Origin of the sequence: Paenibacillus sp. FSL L8-0663 (assembly GCF_038008125.1) — a bacterium.
Lineage (GTDB): Bacteria > Bacillota > Bacilli > Paenibacillales > Paenibacillaceae > Paenibacillus > Paenibacillus polymyxa_D.
This window is the reverse complement of the sequence record NZ_JBBOYM010000001.1, coordinates 446,843-465,641: the sequence shown is the minus strand read 5'-3', so window position 1 is coordinate 465,641 and position 18,799 is coordinate 446,843. Positions and strand designations below refer to the sequence as shown.

17 protein-coding genes are annotated in these 18,799 nt (G+C 44.0%); 6 read left to right on the top strand and 11 right to left on the bottom strand.

Features of this window, described 5'->3' with window-relative positions:
* Nucleotides 1-197: 197 nt before the first annotated feature.
* From MKY75_RS02065 to MKY75_RS02045, 5 genes are all read right to left on the bottom strand, one after another.
* Nucleotides 198-2,654, bottom strand: coding sequence for a heavy metal translocating P-type ATPase (locus tag MKY75_RS02065; RefSeq protein ID WP_318627666.1), 2,457 nt, complete (start codon nt 2,652-2,654; stop codon nt 198-200).
* A 117-nt stretch (nt 2,655-2,771) separates the two neighbouring features.
* Nucleotides 2,772-2,972: a copper ion binding protein gene (locus MKY75_RS02060; protein WP_165147930.1), complete on the bottom strand. Its 201-nt coding sequence runs from the start codon at nt 2,970-2,972 to the stop codon at nt 2,772-2,774.
* Between the two features lie 55 nt (nt 2,973-3,027).
* Complete coding sequence (locus MKY75_RS02055) at nt 3,028-3,378, bottom strand: metal-sensitive transcriptional regulator (protein WP_029514687.1); 351 nt, start codon at nt 3,376-3,378, stop codon at nt 3,028-3,030.
* Nucleotides 3,379-3,508: 130 nt separating this feature from the next.
* Complete coding sequence (locus MKY75_RS02050) at nt 3,509-4,309, bottom strand: DUF3600 domain-containing protein (protein ID WP_165147927.1); 801 nt, start codon at nt 4,307-4,309, stop codon at nt 3,509-3,511.
* Nucleotides 4,299-4,880 carry a sigma-70 family RNA polymerase sigma factor gene (locus tag MKY75_RS02045; RefSeq protein ID WP_238794844.1) on the bottom strand — a complete coding sequence of 194 codons (582 nt, stop codon included), beginning with the start codon at nt 4,878-4,880 and terminating at the stop codon, nt 4,299-4,301. Before MKY75_RS02045 ends, MKY75_RS02050 begins: the two co-directional genes overlap by 11 nt.
* A 264-nt stretch (nt 4,881-5,144) precedes the next feature.
* On the opposite strand from MKY75_RS02045, the gene MKY75_RS02040 reads away from it, so the two are divergent.
* Nucleotides 5,145-5,603 (top strand): hypothetical protein, encoded by a 459-nt coding sequence (locus MKY75_RS02040; protein WP_069010752.1) that lies wholly within the window; start codon nt 5,145-5,147, stop codon nt 5,601-5,603.
* A 69-nt stretch (nt 5,604-5,672) separates the two neighbouring features.
* On the opposite strand, the gene MKY75_RS02035 is transcribed toward MKY75_RS02040, so the two are convergent.
* Nucleotides 5,673-6,902 carry a multidrug effflux MFS transporter gene (locus MKY75_RS02035; protein ID WP_340884150.1) on the bottom strand — a complete coding sequence of 410 codons (1,230 nt, stop codon included), beginning with the start codon at nt 6,900-6,902 and terminating at the stop codon, nt 5,673-5,675.
* Nucleotides 6,903-7,105: 203 nt separating this feature from the next.
* On the opposite strand from MKY75_RS02035, the gene MKY75_RS02030 reads away from it, so the two are divergent.
* The 4 genes from MKY75_RS02030 to MKY75_RS02015 all read left to right on the top strand — a co-directional run bounded on the left by MKY75_RS02030 (nt 7,106) and on the right by MKY75_RS02015 (nt 12,627).
* Nucleotides 7,106-7,699 carry a DUF5317 domain-containing protein gene (locus MKY75_RS02030; protein ID WP_029514685.1) on the top strand — a complete coding sequence of 198 codons (594 nt, stop codon included), beginning with the start codon at nt 7,106-7,108 and terminating at the stop codon, nt 7,697-7,699.
* 282 nt (nt 7,700-7,981) lie between these two features.
* Entirely contained in the window at nt 7,982-9,832 is a 1,851-nt protein-coding gene (locus MKY75_RS02025; protein ID WP_049816859.1) for a bifunctional diguanylate cyclase/phosphohydrolase, read from the top strand.
* A 271-nt stretch (nt 9,833-10,103) separates the two neighbouring features.
* A complete protein-coding gene (locus MKY75_RS02020; RefSeq protein ID WP_069010748.1) occupies nt 10,104-11,822 on the top strand; it encodes a copper resistance CopC/CopD family protein in 1,719 nt (572 codons plus the stop codon).
* Between the two features lie 58 nt (nt 11,823-11,880).
* Nucleotides 11,881-12,627, top strand: a complete 747-nt coding sequence (locus MKY75_RS02015; RefSeq protein ID WP_340884147.1) for a YcnI family copper-binding membrane protein — start codon at nt 11,881-11,883, stop codon at nt 12,625-12,627.
* Nucleotides 12,628-12,733: 106 nt separating this feature from the next.
* Here MKY75_RS02015 and MKY75_RS02010 read toward each other — a convergent pair whose 3' ends face one another.
* From MKY75_RS02010 to MKY75_RS01995, 4 genes are all read right to left on the bottom strand, one after another.
* Nucleotides 12,734-14,476, bottom strand: a complete 1,743-nt coding sequence (locus tag MKY75_RS02010; RefSeq protein WP_340884144.1) for an ABC transporter ATP-binding protein — start codon at nt 14,474-14,476, stop codon at nt 12,734-12,736.
* Nucleotides 14,477-14,496: 20 nt separating this feature from the next.
* Nucleotides 14,497-15,006 carry a hypothetical protein gene (locus MKY75_RS02005; RefSeq protein ID WP_340884141.1) on the bottom strand — a complete coding sequence of 170 codons (510 nt, stop codon included), beginning with the start codon at nt 15,004-15,006 and terminating at the stop codon, nt 14,497-14,499.
* Nucleotides 15,003-16,478, bottom strand: a complete 1,476-nt coding sequence (locus MKY75_RS02000) for a radical SAM/SPASM domain-containing protein (protein ID WP_340884140.1) — start codon at nt 16,476-16,478, stop codon at nt 15,003-15,005. The genes MKY75_RS02005 and MKY75_RS02000 overlap by 4 nt, the downstream gene beginning before the upstream one ends.
* Before the next feature lie 72 nt (nt 16,479-16,550).
* Nucleotides 16,551-16,685, bottom strand: coding sequence for a hypothetical protein (locus tag MKY75_RS01995; RefSeq protein ID WP_256026043.1), 135 nt, complete (start codon nt 16,683-16,685; stop codon nt 16,551-16,553).
* 265 nt (nt 16,686-16,950) lie between these two features.
* On the opposite strand from MKY75_RS01995, the gene MKY75_RS01990 reads away from it, so the two are divergent.
* Nucleotides 16,951-18,198 (top strand): stalk domain-containing protein, encoded by a 1,248-nt coding sequence (locus MKY75_RS01990; protein WP_340884139.1) that lies wholly within the window; start codon nt 16,951-16,953, stop codon nt 18,196-18,198.
* Nucleotides 18,199-18,297: 99 nt separating this feature from the next.
* On the opposite strand, the gene MKY75_RS01985 is transcribed toward MKY75_RS01990, so the two are convergent.
* Nucleotides 18,298-18,681, bottom strand: a complete 384-nt coding sequence (locus tag MKY75_RS01985; protein WP_023986690.1) for a winged helix-turn-helix transcriptional regulator — start codon at nt 18,679-18,681, stop codon at nt 18,298-18,300.
* Between the last annotated feature and the right edge of the window lie 118 nt (nt 18,682-18,799).

Genomic DNA, 18,799 nt, shown 5'->3' with positions numbered 1-18,799 from the left:
CAAATATTATGGAACTTTCGCGAATGATAAGCAACCTGACGTAATGAAAGTTGAATGGTTTTAAAAAACCAAACACAACAAAAAGCAAGCACGCAGAGAAACCAACCAATTGCGCGTACTTGCTCTATACTCTGATAATAACTTTATCTCGATACAGAAGTCCGACAGCACGTTATCCTGCCGATACATCCATACACTTACAGCTTTACTCGTTGGAGACGCAGCGCATTCAGCACAACTGAAACAGAGCTAAATGCCATGGCCGCTCCCGCCAACCATGGGGCAAGGAAGCCCAAAGCAGCTATCGGAATACCGATCACGTTATACCCGAGCGCCCAAAACAGATTTTGCCGTATGTTTGTCATGGTCCGGCGGCTCATTTCAATCGCGTCAGGAATGCTGTTCAGGTTGCCGCGCATGAGGGTAATATCCGCCGCCTCCATGGCCACATCCGTTCCCGTACCCATCGCCATCCCAATATTAGCAGTAGCCAGCGCAGGCGCATCGTTAATACCATCCCCAACCATAGCTACGATCATGCCTTGTTCCTGAAGCCGTTTCACTTCCTCAGCCTTTCCTTCAGGTAGCACCTCCGCCAGCACTCGTTCAATTCCGGCCTCGGCGGCAACAGCCCGCGCAGTCCGTTCATTGTCACCCGTAATCATGATGACTTCAATGTTCATCGCCCGCAGACGAGCAACGGCCTCCCGTGACGTTTCTTTAATCGTGTCCGCTACGGCCACCAGTCCGGCATAGGAACCGTCCACAGCGACCAGCATCGCGGTTTTCCCTTCTTTTTCCAGATTGTTCATATACTGCTCAGCTAAGTCATCTATTGCGATGCCTTCCCTGCTCATCAATCGGCGTGTACCGGCCAATACCTGTTTACCTTCCACATGTGCCTTCACACCATAACCCGGAATATTTTCAAAATCTGTCGGTCCTACCAGCTCAATGCCTCGATCTGCAATCCCCTTTACAATGGCTTCCGCCAGCGGATGCTCTGAGCTTTTTTCTGCCGCACCGAGCAACCGCAGCATATCCTTTTCAGCCATGCCGCTTGCTCCAACCATAACATCCGTCAGCTCGGGCTTGCCATTCGTAACTGTACCTGTCTTATCCAACACCACTGCGTTGACTGAACGGGTCATCTCCAAATGCTCGCCGCCCTTGAACAGAATACCATATTCAGCGGCACGTCCCGATCCTGCCATAATGGACGTTGGAGTTGCCAATCCGAGCGCACAAGGGCAAGCAATGACGAGAACTGCAATCATTTTCTCCAGTGAGCCTGCAAAATCAGTCGGCGTCACAAGGAAAAACCAGACGATAAAGGCCAACACAGCGATAGCAACAACAATGGGGACAAAAATACCGGAAATCTGATCCGCAATCCGCTGAATGGGAGCCTTGGAGCTTTGCGCATCTTCCACGACCTTAATAATACGGGACAACGCCGTATCACCACCCACACGCTCAGCCTGGATACGTAGAACCCCGTTTTTATTGAGCGTCGCCCCTGTAACTGCGGAACCGGCTTCTTTTTCAACCGGAAGACTCTCACCACTTAACATGGATTCGTCCACTGCCGAACGTCCGTCTACGACCACACCATCGACAGGAATTTTCTCGCCGGGTCGTACAATAAAGATATCCTTCACACGTACCTGTTCAATCGGAATATCAAGCTCTTGCCCATCACGTACTACACGTGCCGTTGTCGCCTGTAGACTCATCAGGCTCTTGATCGCCTCGGACGAACGCCCTTTGGCTACCGCTTCGAACCATTTACCAACCAAAATAAGCGTAATTAGCACCGCGCTTGTCTCGTAATACAGCTCTGGCATGGTCATGACAGGCATTCCCGCCATCCCCTCCATAACATCAGCCGGACGCAGAGTAAGGTACAAGCTGTAAAAATAAGCCGCAGACGTACCCAGTGCAACTAACACATCCATATTCGAACTGCCGTTACGAAGCGCTTTGTACGCGCCCACATAAAACTGCCAACCAATGACGAACTGAATCGGCGTTGTCAGCACTAGTTGGAACCATGGATTCAAGAACAGTTCTGGCACATAAATCCATGATGTAAAGGAAAAATGAGCCACCATCGCCCACAACAACGGCAACGACAGCACTGCGGACACAATCCACTTCCATTTTTTACGATGGATATCCTTACTGCGCACATCCGCAATGTTGTCCTCTGCGCTCTGCGGGATCGCTCCGTAGCCCAGCTGTTCGATCTTGCTCACCAGATCACCGACCGCAATACTCCCCGCGGCATATTCCACATGAGCGGTTTCCATCGCCAAATTTACCGTGGCACCTGTTACACCAGGCATCCGATTCAATCCCTTTTCAATCCGGGTTGCACAGGCCGCGCAAGTCATGCCCGTTACATTCAGATTGGCTTCTTCACTTACAGTTCCAAACCCAAGAGAAGCAATTTTGTCGCGGAATTCAGCGATCTCCACCTGCTTGGGATCATAGGATATCGACGCCTGCTCCAAAGCCAAATTCACATTAGCCTGTGCCACACCATCTATTCGCTTTAAACCTTTCTCAATACGGCTTGCGCAGGCGGCACAGGACATCCCTGTAATGTGAAGCGTTGTCTGCTTGTCACCGTCGGTCGCACGGTTTTCCATGGTATAACCCTCCTCCTATACCCCAGTGGGGTATATCATATCCAAAAAGAAAAAGCTTCTAATACGGAAGCTTCTCCTTCGAAACAAGTCTTTTCACACATAAAACACCTTCATTACTTAAACAACATCATAGCCTTGGTCTTCAATGGCTGTTTTCAGCGCTTCAACGTTCAGCTTGGACTCGTCATATTCTACATTCACTTGTTTCATTTCGAGGCTGACCTTGCCGGTAGCGCCAACTTTCTCCAAAGCTCCTTCTACTGCCTTCACGCAATGATTGCAGCTCATGCCTTCTACATTCAATGTAACTTGTGCCATTTTCTTTTCCTCCTCTGGGGTACTTCCGTACCCATAATGTGTATGAATACTACTCTTAACGGATTAGCTTTTTGACCGTAACCAGCAGCTCGTCAATCACTTCCTGCTCTCCTGCCTGCATGCGCTCAATGACACAGCTTTTCATATGCCCTTCCAGCAGCAGCTTACCGACACCATTCAGCGCGGACTGGACAGCCGCAATCTGGTTCAGTACATCGTCACAGTAGGTATCCTTCTCAATCAAGCCTTTAATTCCGCGAACCTGACCTTCAATACGGTTCAACCGGGATACGAGGCTGTTCTTGAACTCTGCCGAATGATGACTTTTTCTAATTGTCTTTTCCCCGTCTGTTCCACAGTGATTCTCATGGACTTCAGTGTGGGAAGCAGATTGCTCCTCAGCCATACATCAGCCTCCTGTGTGGTGTATATATGCATTTAAACATTTGTTATATCCCCATCATAATATACCCCCACGGGGTATGTCAACATTCCAGGAAAATGTCACTTTTTCGCCTTGATTTTCGCCACTGTTTCTACTCAAGCGAATTAAATTGATCAAAATAAGGCTGTAGCAACTCTAACTGTTCCTCATAATCTTTTCTATCCCTCTCAGATAAACGATCTGGATATAGTACACCTTTGGCCCCTGTAATGCGGGGTACATACTCGTAGAACTTCGTGAACAGTACACGAAACTTTACAAATTCATCCTCAGTCAGAACCTTTTTCGCATAGTCCAGCTCGACCTGTAAATCGATGCCTGCGTGGGCCTTTGCATCTAATGTGCCCGTAATGGCAGAATCACCGCCATCTTTTTTACCATCGTCCGTTTGGGTTAGCGCTTTCCCCTGATTCAACTTGTCATAATACGGCTCCAGCTTGGCAGATATATGATCGTATTCACGCTCTTCCTCTGCGCTTAAGCGCTCCTTGTGGAGTGCGCCGTTTTCATCCGTCATTTTCAGATTATAGGCCCCGAGTTCTCTCAATAACCCTATAAAAACAGTGAACTCCTCTTTCGTTAAATGCCCCTGCACCTGCTGCAACTTGGATTCTACTCTATTATATTCCTCTGACGATCCTCCCATTTCAATTAGCTTTTCCTGTGAACCATATATTGTATCCGCCAAATAAGTGTAAGTAGCAAAAGCACCTGTTGGAATTAGTAATAACACTACGAGAAGAGTTATCACAATATACCTTTTCATAGATTTAGGTCCTCCTTTTTCAAGCCGTTCAATTTGACCCATAATGTTTTCTTTTAATTCAGCCGGAGCCAATATGTGGTCATCATCCTGCTGCATCACCCTACGTAGTTCTTGCTCAAGCTTCATGGATCTTCTCCACCTTTCCGATTAGAAAATGTTCCTGCTGCTCTTTCGATCGAAGCTTTTGCAAAGCCGCGTGAATTCGTGATTTCACCGTGCCTAACGGTATCTCTAAAATATTGGAGATTTCCTCTTGGGAATATTCCTGCAAATAGTGCAACACAATTACCTGTTTAAGCTTGAACGAAAGCTGCTGAACTGCTTGGAGCAATACATGATTTGCAACCTTGTCCACAATTTCCTCAGAAAAATCATGAGATGTATGAAGTTCGAGCCTTTTTGCTTTGCTTGTGATTCGTAGCCTCATCCATTGTTTTCTACGGTAAGCCCGGATCTGACGCATAACGACCCCCATTAGCCAAGGATGAAAAGGACGTCTTTCGTCAAATTGCCCAAGTGATTTATATACATGAATATAAATTTCCTGCACCACATCATCAGCATCCACTTTCTCTTCCAACAAAAAATGCACCGTTCTATAGACTGTATGAATTGTTTGATCATACAGTTCTCTGTAAGCCTCACGACTGCCAGCCAGCGTCTCCGTAACAAGAGCAACCATCAAATCATTCTTTATCAAATTTGCCCGCCTCCTTGCGTTGTCCAATCCTGATCTCCCCCTTTCTTTCATCTCACATCTATATATTTGGCAGGAAACCAAAATATCGTTCGATTCTGTCTCAACATCAGGAAAATAGTCTCCGCATAATCATTCTTTAGCAGGACTACTCTTTTGGTAATATATTGATATAATATTAAAGTTGCAATTCCCATTTGTCTTGTATATATACAAACGAGCAATCATAACAAATCATACGTCGAAGGAGCTTATTAGAAGTCAATGAAAATAAAGATTACACCCTTGTTACGGCTTATCCAAGGCCTGTTGTGGTTTAAAATCCTTGTAATCATTATCGCAGGATGTGTATTTATTTCAGCCCAACCGACAGGTGGGGAGTCTCGGTTAATCCATATGGCCTCCCGCACGCTATCCATCACACCTCCACTTGAAGGTTCTACCGCTCATATGGTCGGATTTGTATTCGGAAAATTGCTCTTTCGATTACTTCCTACAATAATGATCTTGCTGTTTATTGCGACAAAAAAGTATAAACTCACCCTTACTTTACTGCTTTTCGTATCCATTTTTGGTTTGAACATCAACGGAATAGACCCTTTCTTTCCCGTTCATATCTGCATGCTTATTTCAATTCTGGTTCACAAACCATCTCGTATGTACTTAAAACAGATACCTCTGCCCGCAAAGGAAGCCGAAGATATCTCGATTGCAAAACGGTAAAAAACTCCCCTGGACTGAAATGGTTCACGTATCAGTCCAGGGGAGTTTTTTAGTTCAATTCGCCTAATTTCAAGCCTTCGCGCGTGTTTCCTTAGCAAGTACGGCAAAGCTTATTAGCGCACCAACCTCGGCTATAGCTATAACGACCGCCATGGGTACGGGGGTTGTTCCACTCCCCAAGCCTACTAGCGGTGAAGCGATGGAACCCAGCAATAGAGGCAGCAAACCAAGCATGGCGGACGCACTACCTGCGGAGCGCTGCTGACTCTGCATTGCCAATGAAGTCGTCGTTGTACTCACAATCCCTACGCAGGAAACGACAAAAAATAGCGGAACTAAAACAGCAAACAATTGGCCTCCAGTAAAGGCTACAGTAAGCAAGCTGATTCCGGCTACAGCCGCAATGACCAGACCCGACAAGAGTAACTGTCGTTCGCTGAAGCGACCCACAAGTCTACCCGTTAACTGGGAAAACAGTACAATCCCCAAACCATTCACTGCAAAAATGATGCTATACGTCTGAGGGGAAACCCCGAAAATATCCTGAAGCACGAATGGTGAGCCAGCAATATACGCGAACATCGCTCCCGTAATCAGCGCCTGTGAGAAGGCATAGCCCATAAAGCGTCGATCGGCAAACAAGTGACCGAGTGTCCCCAGCGTCTGCTTCAAACCACCGGATGAGCGGCGGTTCGTTGGCAACGTTTCTGGCAAACCCAATACGACGGCAATCAGCATAGCCACGCCGACCACACAAAGTACCATGAATACACCACGCCAGGAAACAAAGTTCAAAATGGCACCGCCCAGTACTGGTGCAGCAATGGGGGCCACGCCGTTCACCAGCATGAGTAGTGAGAAAAAGCGTGTCAATTCTTTGCCCGAGTATAGATCACGGGCTACAGCTCTGGAAATCACGATCCCTGCCGATCCTGTAAGCCCTTGAATAAAGCGAAGTGCAATGAGCATACCGATATTCGGCGCAAACACGCATAACAGCGAAGCAGCAGCGTACAGAATGAGCGAGATCACCAGCGGTCCTCTGCGCCCCCTTACATCGCTAAGCGGACCAGCAACGATCTGTCCAACGGCCAGGCCCAACAGACAGGCGGTCAAACTAAGCTGCGCCAACGAAGTAGTCGTATGCAAATTGTCGGCTAATGTAGGCAGCGACGGCAAATACATATCTATGGACAACGGCCCGAAAGCACTCAATGCACCCAGGACAAAGGCGATCCATAATATTCGCGATTTGGTCATATCTGCGGCAACCATAACAGTATTGGATAACCGGTTCATAATAATAATCATCCTTTTCACAAAAATATAAATAATCACTTCAATATATCATGATATCACTCATTTCGTCTGGCTTCGAATCATTACACGCTAATCCGCAATTTTTTTTCAAAAACTGCTATATATCAGGCAGGAATTTACCAATTTCAGGTCGAATTATACGGTAACCAAAACAAAAAATTTGTGGAATCTGGAGAATGATAATGGTCTATGATGGAGTGCTACTGGGTCTCATTGTAGGTCTGTTCAGAGGAGGCTGGCGGCAAGGTCTGATCCGTTTCAGTCAAATTCGCCTTATAGCCGGCTGGATGTTCCCCGTGCTGCTACTGGTACAATTCATTATTTTTTATTTCCAAGAAAAATGGACTGGGCTGGCAGCCATTAACGGGTATCTATTTATGGGAGTCTACGTGGTTGGATTGATATTTCTCTGGTTGAACAGACATCATAAGGGATTCAAGCTTATTATCATCGGCGTATTGATGAATTTTATCGTTATGGCGGTGAATGGCGGCAGGATGCCAGTCTCGTTGAGCGCTTCGGAGGTGCTGGGTCCCTATTATACAGATATGCTTAAATCCGGAAGTGTCATCTCGAAACATTACATGATGGATGCGAGTACGCGTCTATCATTGCTTGGTGACATTATTCCTCTCTCCAAGCCCTATCCCCGCACGCAGGTAATTAGTATTGGAGATGTTGTCATGAACTTCGGGATGTTTCTGTTTATCCAAAGCATTATGGTCGTGAAAAGAACCAAGGATAAGCAGCAAGAAACCAATCCCCGTCACGCCTAGTGCGTACCTTATTCCAAGGAAGGGAGGGAACCCTATGAAAAACTTGAAATACTCCCGTGTGATTATCAATGCTATTATTGTAGCTTCTGTCATAATTGCTTTGACTTCCGGTTACAAAATCGGGGGCTAGTCACCGATAAGAAAAAAAGGAAGCACAGGCTCAACAAAACAGGCTGGATTCCGGCCTGTTTTTTCATGTGAAATTTTCGATTATAAAATTGTAAATTATCCCATTCACCCCTGGTAGCTTTGACATCAAGATACGACAAGGCAGGAGAAGAAATGATGAGTATAATAAAAAAGCTGCAAGAACGGGTTACCGCGACTGGAATATATGTGTTTTTCATATGTTTGGCAGGCTTGATCGTTCTCCTGTATACGAATCAGTGGTCCTTTTTGCACTATACGACAACAGAGTGGGTCACGATCTATTCCCTATTGGGAGCAGTTCTAATTCTGGAGCATTTTACATTCCAGCTACCACCGGCCAGTAACAAGCAGTCCATGGATTCCTCCGTGTATCTGGCTTGTATTTTTGTGCATGGCACCGAAATTGCTATTCTGATTTTGCTGTTAAATGTAATCATTGCTATGTTCCGGCACACAGAACTGTCCTGGTGGAAGCATACCGTCAATTTTTCTATTTACGCCCTTTCCATTTTCCTGTCTTCAACAGTATTTGAACTAAGCGGCGGAACGCAGGGAGCTTTAAACCAAGAGCATTTCGCTTCCTACCTGCTGGCGTTAATTTGCTACTTTGCGGTGAACACAATCACACTGGGCATCTACTTTTATATCGCATACAAAGGGTCCTTCAATGAGCTTAAACAGGCTTTTTTGGCTGAATCCCTGCTCGTATACTTATGTACACTCATTCTGTCTTTGGTATTGACTACACTGATTTATAACAATGGCATTCTAGGACTTTTGCTGTTCCTTGGGCTAAGCATGCTCCTATCTCACGCATTCAAGCAAATGTTCACGCTGTATCGGGAAATCGAAGAAAAAGCAAACATGGATCGCAGAACAGGGCTATACAATCACAGCTACTTTGAAAATACACTTGAAGCTGAATTAAATATATCGAGATCCGAGAATACTCCCCTCAGTCTGGCGCTGATTGATATTGATGATTTCAAAAAATACAATGATCATTTCGGTCATCTTAAAGGCGATCAGCTACTGGGATTTCTCGGTGAGTTTCTTAAGAAGGAAACCTCCGACACCCCCATCACCGTATCCCGCTACGGTGGAGAAGAATTCACCCTGCTTATGCCTGATCATACCGCTGAACAAGCTTATGAAATAGTCAATGCTATTCGAAAAAGATTAAATGATTCTCGTTATGAGGGTGTCGAAATTTTTCCACATGGCTGTCTGTCCTTCTCCGCAGGTATTGCCCAAAGCCGCATTGACATCTACGACAAATCACAGCTGGTCGATCTGGCGGATAAAGCCCTGTACTACGCCAAGAAACAGGGCAAAAACATCGTTCATACGCATGGAAGCTTAAATGAAGTGGAGCGTGAGGTCGATCTGGGGCAGGATATTCGTGATCTTGAGCAGCAGCTTAATTTGTTCTTATACAAGGATATTAATACCTTCAAGCATTCAAAACGGGTGTTCAGATATGCAGCAGACATGAGCGATGTGCTTCAACTCGGACCGGAGGATAAGCGGCGTTTCATACTAGGAGCTCTCATTCATGACATTGGTAAACTGGAGATTCCCTGGAATATTCTCAATAAAAAAGAGAAGCTGTCCGGTGAGGAATGGCAGATGGTGCAAGCGCATGTCATGTGGGGCAAGCGTATTGTAGAAGCCAACGAACGATTCGTAGATTTGATTCCTTTTGTGGAGCTGCATCATGAACGTTATGACGGAGGAGGCTATCCGTTTGGCTTTAAGGGCGAGCAAATTCCACTTTTATGTCGGATGCTGACGATCATCGACTCTTTTGATGCGATGACAACCGAGCGTCCCTATCAACCCACCAAAACGTTCGAGGAGGCCATTGAAGAATTACGTGCTTGCTCGGGTAGCCAATTCGATCCCAAACTAACGGCTATTTTTATCCATTATATTCAACACAAGCAACCTGCTTTCACGGATCTCATGGAAACAGGGCTCTAATTCCTTCATAGGCTCTTCCTCTTTCCCCTAGCATGGTTGAAATCGTCCTGAATTCAACCACACTAGGGGTTTTCATATGATTGGCATTTTGTATAATGCTTATTATTTCAAATTTCATATAAATGTCATAATTCGCTCCATCTATTCGCGCTATATGCACTATGATTAAGATAGGAATGGATTTGTACGTCAGGCAAAATCCTCCTGTATAAAATGTTATAAATGGGGATATCCTCGCTTCAAGTAATCGAGAGAAGGTGACTTCACAAGCATGTTGTATCTGTCCAGACCAGCCCGTGTGGCTTGTCTTTTATTGCTGTGTCTCCCCCTTCTGGTCCTGTTTCCTCACTCTTCGTGGGCTCATGCATTTGTCATTGAATCCAGTCCGACCGAAAATCAGGTTTTGGACAAGTCGCCTTCTCAGGTGACCATTACCTTCAATGAAGATTTGCAATCTGCCTTCATGTCGATCAAAGTGACCGACGAAACAGGCAAGCGGGTCGACACAGGAAAAGCACAGCTTGACCCGAATCACAAAGCCACCATGGAAATCCAATTGATCCCAGGGATGAAAAATGGAATTTACTCTGTTAGTTGGAGAGCTTTATCCGCAGACGGACATCCAGTTAATGGAGTTATTCCATTTCAAGTAGGCAGCGGTTCCAATGCGCCTACCCATCAAGCTACCGCACCTGAAGGCTCAGGGACATCACGAATCGACTTAATCGCTGTCCGTTGGTTCCTTTACATAGGACTATCGCTGCTTTTTGGAGCGATTTGTTTCCGGCTGTTCATCCTACCGAGCATAAGCCAAGACAAGAATCAAAGTGAACAGCATAAGCAAAATCAGCGGCCCTTTGAAACATCGCCCCGCTGGAATAAACTGCTATGGAGCGGCTACGGCATAACGTCTGCCGCCATTCTGATCAGCCTGCCACTTCAGGCTTCATGGGATGCCGGGGTTTCCATCAGGGAGGGCTTCTCACTCCCGATTCTGGGAGAAGCTCTCCAGTTTACTGGAGCCGGACAAATTTGGTTTATCCAGATGATTCTCGTGCTACTCCTAAGCGTAACGCTGATTTACGCGCTGGATTACAGCATTTCGAGTCGCCAGCGCCGTCTTTGGGGCTACAGCTCGGCTCTCCTAACGCTATGCCTCATGCTGTCCAAGGCCTTTGTCGGTCATCCGGCAGCGGCTACGCATCCAGCTCCAGCTATTGCGGCGGACTTCGTCCATCTCGCGGCAGCAGCCTTTTGGATCGGCTCACTTGCCGTCATGGTCGTGTGCCTGCCGGTTGCCGGAGCAGAGTTGCCCGTATCCGAGCGGGCAACTCTACGACAAGCCGCCTTGCGCCGCTTCGCCGGCTGGGGCATTGCTATGGTGGCGGCGTTACTCGCCACCGGTATATATGGAGCCGTGCTGTACATTCCGGCTCCCTCCATGCTGCTGAACACGTCCTATGGACTCGTTCTGCTCGGCAAGGCAGCGCTGCTGCTAGTCATGCTGGCCTTCGCGGCCAGCCAGTTCCGCAGCGCACGGCAAGCGGCGCCCAGCAAGCAAGCCGCCCGGGGATTGCGTGCCGAGTTGTCCGTCGGCCTGCTCGTGATGCTGTTGACTGCGGTGCTCACTCACCTGTCACCCGGTCAGGCACCTGCTGTACCGTTTGAGGAGACTCGCACTACGGGTGGATATAACGTTACCCTGGCAGTCAGTCCCAATGCTGTGGGCAGCAATGAATTTAAGGTATCCGTTCAGGACAGCAAGGGTGCTGCCGTTTCAGGAATCCAGCAGGTTACATTAACGCTCACTCCAGCAGACCCTGACCAAGATCAACAGGAATTTGTTCTACCTGTGAAGCAGCAACAGCCATTCCGCAGTCAGGAATTGATGACCTCCGAAGGAACATGGGCGGTAAAGGTACATGCTCTGACGGCTTCACTCGATGCGGTTGATGCTGAATTCACCCTGCATGTAGGCGGTAAGAAATAATTATTTTATACTTCAGGATTTTGTGAAATCCTCAGTTAAAAGGAGCGAATAATTGAATATGAATACAACAATTCAAACAGCAAAATCCAGATTTTCCAGGTTTGCGACCTCTGTGGGTCTAATCGCAGCGGGTGCCTTACTTTTTGCAGGTATGGCCAGTGCACATGTGACAGTCAAGCCTTCTGTTTCACAACCTAATGCGTGGGAAACGTACACATTGAAAGTACCCGTGGAAAAAAACATTCCAACCACCAAAGTCGCCTTGAAAATTCCGAAAGAGGTCGTTTTCAAACAATACGAGCCTGTACCGGATTGGAAGGTAGCCACCGAAAAAGACAGCTCTGGCAAAGTAATCACCGTGACTTGGACGACTGAAAAAGACGGCATTCAAGTAGGTCAGTATCAGCGTTTCGGCTTTGTAGCGCAAAATGCAGACCAGAATACCGCAGCAGCCTGGGACGCCTTCCAGTATTACAGTGACGGAAGTATCGTGGAATGGACAGGCGACGAAGAAAGTAGCAATCCTCATTCCATTACCGAAATTACGACGGACGCCACGTCCGCAACCCCTACCCCTGCCGCAGACAGCGGACACGATTCAGCGGGTACGGCAGCAGGCCACGCCAGCACAGATACGGCTAAAGATAGCAACCCCGCACCTGCTTCGAACAATGCTGTAGAAGCTGCACCTGCCGCTTCTGCTCCAGCCAGCTCTGCTGCACAAACGACAGCACTCGTTCTCTCGATCATTGCAGTCGTTCTTGGTGCCGCAGCTGTCGGCATTGCACTCAAGCGCCGCAAGTAATCTGGGTTACGGATAAAGGTAATAATGTATTGTAAAATCACTAGCTACTAGTAATAAAAAACACAAAAATCCGCGCCGTTCAGGCCAGATTTTTGTGTTTTTTAGGTTATATCCCAACAACTTCATCTGGATTTATCTGTTTTTCATCTTGTAAAGAAGCGTTAGCGACACAATATAAGTTGTAAAAATGTCGTTTTTGCTGTATTAACTTATCAAATGCCCCCTGCTCCACAATTCGCCCATCACGCATCACAATTATTTCATCATAACGGCTCAATAGCTGTGGAATCAGTCTGTGTGTAACTACCACACAAGTCACATTCTCCAAATTCAAGATACTATCTTCCACTGCAACAGCAGTTTCATTATCAAGAGAAGAAGTCGCTTCATCAAGAACAAGCAACGGCATGCGTCGAATAACTGTACGTGCTAGTGCAATCCGTTGCCTTTCTCCACCAGATATTAGATTTCCATTCTCACCCACCAAACTATCCAAACCATACGGCAGCTTGTGTAATAATTCCTGTAATCCAGCAATCTTTATCGCCTCCGCAATCTCCTCATCCGTATATGGCTGAAACAAAGTAACATTATCTCTTACTGTACTATCAAATAAAAAAGGCTTTTGATGAAGAACAGACTGAAATTGATAAACATCTTCCGACGATATTTCTTTCAGATCGCATCCATCCACCTCAATTTTCCCAGTATAATTTTCATATTCCTTGCGCAAAAGTTTGAGAAAAGTTGATTTTCCCGAACCACTGACTCCTACAAAGGCATACTTTTTTGACTTTTCAATGACTAAGTTAATCTTTTCTAACGAAGGTGTCTTATCATCATAAGAAAAAGAAACATTCTCAAAACGAATAGAATGAAGAAACGATACCTCACTCAAAGCAGAATCGATCGGCTTAACTGGATTGACGGATGATACTATATTTGTAATCTTTTTAGAAATATCCTGCATAGATTTAATGCGTGTGATGTGCTGAATACTCATATATATAGGGTTCACAACACTATTAGTAAGCTGAATGCCGGCAATCATTGCACCAAGAGTAATCTCACCTTGCATAACCAAATATCCGCAAATTATAAAGATAGACATAAAAATAAAGCCGCCAAACACCTCACTTATGGCATCCACATAGCTGCTCCGAATGTTAAATCTATATTTTGTATTTTCCACATCTTCATTGACGGTTGCATGTTCATGTTCTATTTTTCTCTCAATACCAAAGCTCTTAACAACTTCAAAGCCAGAAAATATATCACTAACCTTAATTGTAAACTTTTCAAGAGTATCAGAACATTGCTTCTTTAAAGCGCTCAAAGTTTTGCCAAAACATCTCGGAATTAAAGCAGAAAGCAAAGCCATAACAATCAAATAAAGAACTAATTTATAGCTAATCGCAAACATACCAATTATAGCAAACACAAATGAAGAGACTGTCCCAAGCAATAAAAAAATATTTTTGAAATAGTCATCTTCTACCATCTTCAGATCATTTGTTAAAATAGATACATATTTAGCACTATTACTTGAAGCAAAGTGAGCTACATTTTTTCGGACTATATAATGAAATATTTCCTTTTTTACATGAATCATTGTGCTTTTCAAATATAGTGATTTCATATACTGCATCCACAATTTGATCAATGTACTGGCTACCATAAATAAAATTGAAAATATTGCAGTTGTATAGAAAACTTGCGCTGGTCTACTAATATTATCAACCAAATGTTTGAAAACAAAAGCCATATAAATGCTACACAAACTGCTTCCGATGACTCCAAAAACGACAAGCAGGAGCTTAACCTTGTACCTTAATACAAATTTCAACATACATGTTCACCCCGTTTTAATTATTGCAAATGCAAAGTACTATTATTCGCTAAAACGCTCCTTCCCCCAAATAAAAATCTATCGACTTCCTTCTGAATATTATTTGAGAAAACCCTCATATTCACTCTATTCTCAGAAAATAAAAAATTAGCGAACATCATTTTTGAATTAAACTTAGTAAATATATAATTTCTCAAAATACACTCTACTTTTATATCCTGTGTAGAAAATTGTATATCTTTATTAAGATGATTATGAATAATCCCAAAATGTAATTGTGAACTTGCACAGTATGCAAGAGCGCTTTTTAAAAATCGGGGATCTAGCTGCACGTGAAATTGATTAGGAACTCCCATTGCTTTAGAAGGTACATAAATTATTTTCTTCAAAGTAATAAAAATGGTCCTATCCTCATTAGCAATACTAAAAGGAATTAATGCAATTTTTTCATACTGCTCTCCAATGAAATACTTTTTTAAAAGGATTTCCAATGGCGGATTCATTTCAACAACTAAATCATAATTACTCATAAGTCAATTCCTCGTAATTTAAAGTCTTCTTTTAAATCTTTAATACGATTAATAAGAAGATTGTACTTGTTCTTATCTAAATAAATACCAAGCGCAGAATCCATATATTGCTCGTTAATTCGTTTTCTTTTAGCACAATAGTCAGGTGAACAAGGTGCTAACACATTGTTTTTTTCAAATATAGTTGCTATACAGCAATCACATAAACGTCTCTCCGGGCACTGTTTACATTTGGGTGAGTTCTGTTTGCTATTCTTAATCAGTACTTTTTGAACATTTTTAAAACTCTCATTGTATACTTCATCCTCCAAGATATTGCCCATTGAAAATCTATTATTATCAAGGCCGATAAATAGCTGACAAGGATATACCTCCCCTGTAGTATTTACAGTCAATTGCTGTATGCCGGCATTGCAGTGATATGATGAAGACGCAGATTCTACTTTATTATGCAGAGAAGTAATAAATCTCAAAACGCCCGTATGTTGAATTCCTTGTTCTAAAAATTCATTGAATTGTTCTGGGATACTGCTAACTCTTTTTTTCATTTGTGATTCATTAAGCAGTAATGTTTTTGAAGTTGCATTCTTCCCACTAACCTCAACCGGATTAATAACGACTGTTTTAACACCGAAGCCCTGATCAAAATATGTAAGCAATTCTTTGTTTGTATATTGATATTCTGCATGTAGAGAGGTATAAGTACATTCAATCATAGAAGGCTGGGGAGTAGACTGCCGTAGTCGATTTATATTGGATTCGATGCGTTGGAAACTTCCAAATCCCGCCTTATCAACGCGGAGCTCATCGTTTATTTCTTTTGGACCATCTAAACTTATTGTAGTATATATTTTGTATTCATTAATCAGCTTAATAATTCTGTCATTCATAATAGTACCGTTTGAAACTATTGAAAATCTGGGAAAGAAAGAGGTTAAGCCGTCCCTAAACTTCTCACTTAAATATTTACATACAAATTCTATTGTATCGACATTAAGGAGAGGCTCCCCTCCGAAAAAGCAAATTTCCTCAATTCCGTTGTATACACTTAATATTTTATCAATAATTATTTTTGCATCTTCTTTAGTCATGTATCTTTTCTCAGAGTGGTAAGTACCTTCATCCGCGTAACAGTATTTACACTTCAAATTGCATATATTTGTTACTACTAATCTAAGTATTTTCAGACTACTTTTTAATTCACTATCATCTTTATTTTGTAAGTGTTCTGGTGAATTGGGGATTTTGCTTTTAAAGCGTGCAAGAATTTGTTTAAATTGATCAGTACTAATATTGAATTTTGAGCAAACCAAATCGACATCCTTAACATTTTTAAAATATTCTAGTATTCCCCCTATATTATAGGGAATTCTAAATATGCCGAAACTAATCTTATCTAAAACAAGACATTGTAAGTTATTACTACTATTAAGATAGAAATGATACTGATCCATTAACTTCTTTTCCAACATATTATCACACCCTCCCAATGAATAGAGGTAGTAATGAATTTTCACTACTACCTCCTTTATTAAGTAAGCCGATTATTGAGTACCGCTACTTCCACCACATCCAATGCCACACGAAGCAAAGATAACTTCAGAAAATTGTTTTACTTCTTCGACTGATAATTCTTCCATTTCCCAATTTTCTAATTCAAATGTAGTAACTTCCTTCACCACAAACACCTCCCTCATTTTTTTCATTTTCTTTAAGGATATATAATATGTTGAATATAATCCCATTTATATTTTATAGATTCCTAAAAACAAAGAAAGTGATTTTCATCTCACTAAACCAAATAAATCCACTTTTTTTCCAATAAATCGACGAGGTATCTTCATTTCACATTCACCTTTCTATCATTTTTTTGGTAAAATAGGTAGAACCCTCACGATTCTAACATGATAGCATTGCAATCTATTGAGCATAGGAGATCATAGGATGAAAATCGTAAATAAAGCTCTGTTATCTAGTGCTATTTTTCTGAGTACCACAGTGGGCATCTATAGCCCCTTGGCACAAGCTGAAGCCGGCAAGATCAGCATTATGCTGGACGGATATGCATTACCGTTCCCTGTACAACCTGCCATGATGAACGGCACGACCATGGTTCCCTTTCGTGCGATTTCTGAAGCTCTTGGCATTACAGTGAAATGGGACCAAGCCAGCCAAAGCATCACCGCTACCAAAGCGCAAGGTTCTGCTACCAAGCAGGTGATTCTAAAGATGGGTAGCCGCAATGCCACAGTGGACGGACAAGCGGTTCAACTAACAGCCGCTCCGCAAACCGTGCACGGCAGCACCATGATTCCGCTGGGCTTTTTCGGGCAGCAGTTTGGAGCCACGGTGAACTGGAACCAGGGAACACGGACGGTCTCCATTACATCGCCTCGTGAATCGATGTATACAGTAGGCTTCTATGCGCTGTCTTCCTTTGACCAAAAATCCAAAATACCGGATTTTAACGTCGTTGCCTTCGGCTGGAGTCGAATTGATACGAACGGACAATTTACCACAAACGGCAAAGAATACAAATGGCCTCAAGCCGCTGGAACTGTAACGCCAGAGTCCATTGTGCAGGAGGCAGACAGCCAGGGGACTTCCCCTTACCTGATGGTCTATTCCGGAGATGGCAATCACGAGCTGACCAAAGTTTTGGAAAATGCGCAGCTTCAAGAACAAACCATTTCCCAAATTGTCAGCACCGCCACCGACAAACAATTTAAAGGCATTTCGCTAGACCTGGAAGGATTGGGCTGGAGCGGCGACAAAGCCAAAGCTCGTTCAGACTACAACACCTTTATTAAAAAGCTATCGACCAAAGCGCATCAGGCCGGGCTCAAGCTCACCGTCGTTCTGCATCCGCTGAACAGTTCTTACTCTGGCTATGACTACAAAACGCTGGGCAATCTGGCGGACGATCTGATCATCATGGCTTATGATTACGGACAAAAGGCTACACCTGAGCCTTTGGAAAAAGTGGATGAAGCCATCCAACTGGCCTTGAAGGAAACCTCGCGGGACAAGCTCATTTTGGGGATTTCGATGGGTAGCGAAAAAGACAGCACCGTTAACGCCAAGATCGGTTTAGCCAAACGTTATGACCTCAAAGGAATCGCTATCTGGCGCTTGGGCATCATTGGAGAAACGGCCTGGTCACAGATGAACGAAGCCATCGAGTTTAAATAAGTGTACATTTTATCCAAGTAAAACCGACCTTATTTCGCCCGCCAGATGATTTCTTATGAGTCTTCTATGAAATCATCTGGCGGGCTTTCTTCATTCCCTTTAACAAAAGTGCTTGCCTGATTTGGAAGTTGTCGTCACAGGCTCGCAACCCTGTTCTCCATAGAAGATCCCCCAGTCTCTCATAAAATCCAGCAATGGCCTTAACGTATCTCCTAACGGGGTAAGCGAGTATTCCACACGCGGTGGGTTCTCGTTATAAATTTCACGGTGCACAATGCCATCTCTCTCTAATTCACGCAACTGCAAGGTTAGCATCCGCTGTGTAATATTAGGCAAGGTCCGTCGAATTTCGTTATAGCGCCGCGGTCCTGTGGTCAAATGATACAAGATGACTCCCTTCCATTTGCCGCCTATAACCCCGACGGTTTTCGCTACCGGACATCCAAAATTAACGCTAACTGCATGTTCCATCTCCTGTGCCATGTATACCCTTCTTTCTGTAGAATGTGTAAACCAATAGCCTCAGACGTATGACAAGAAACAAATATGTGCGTACTTGTTCCCTGCAAAAACTTTCTATATGATAACTATATATTCGATA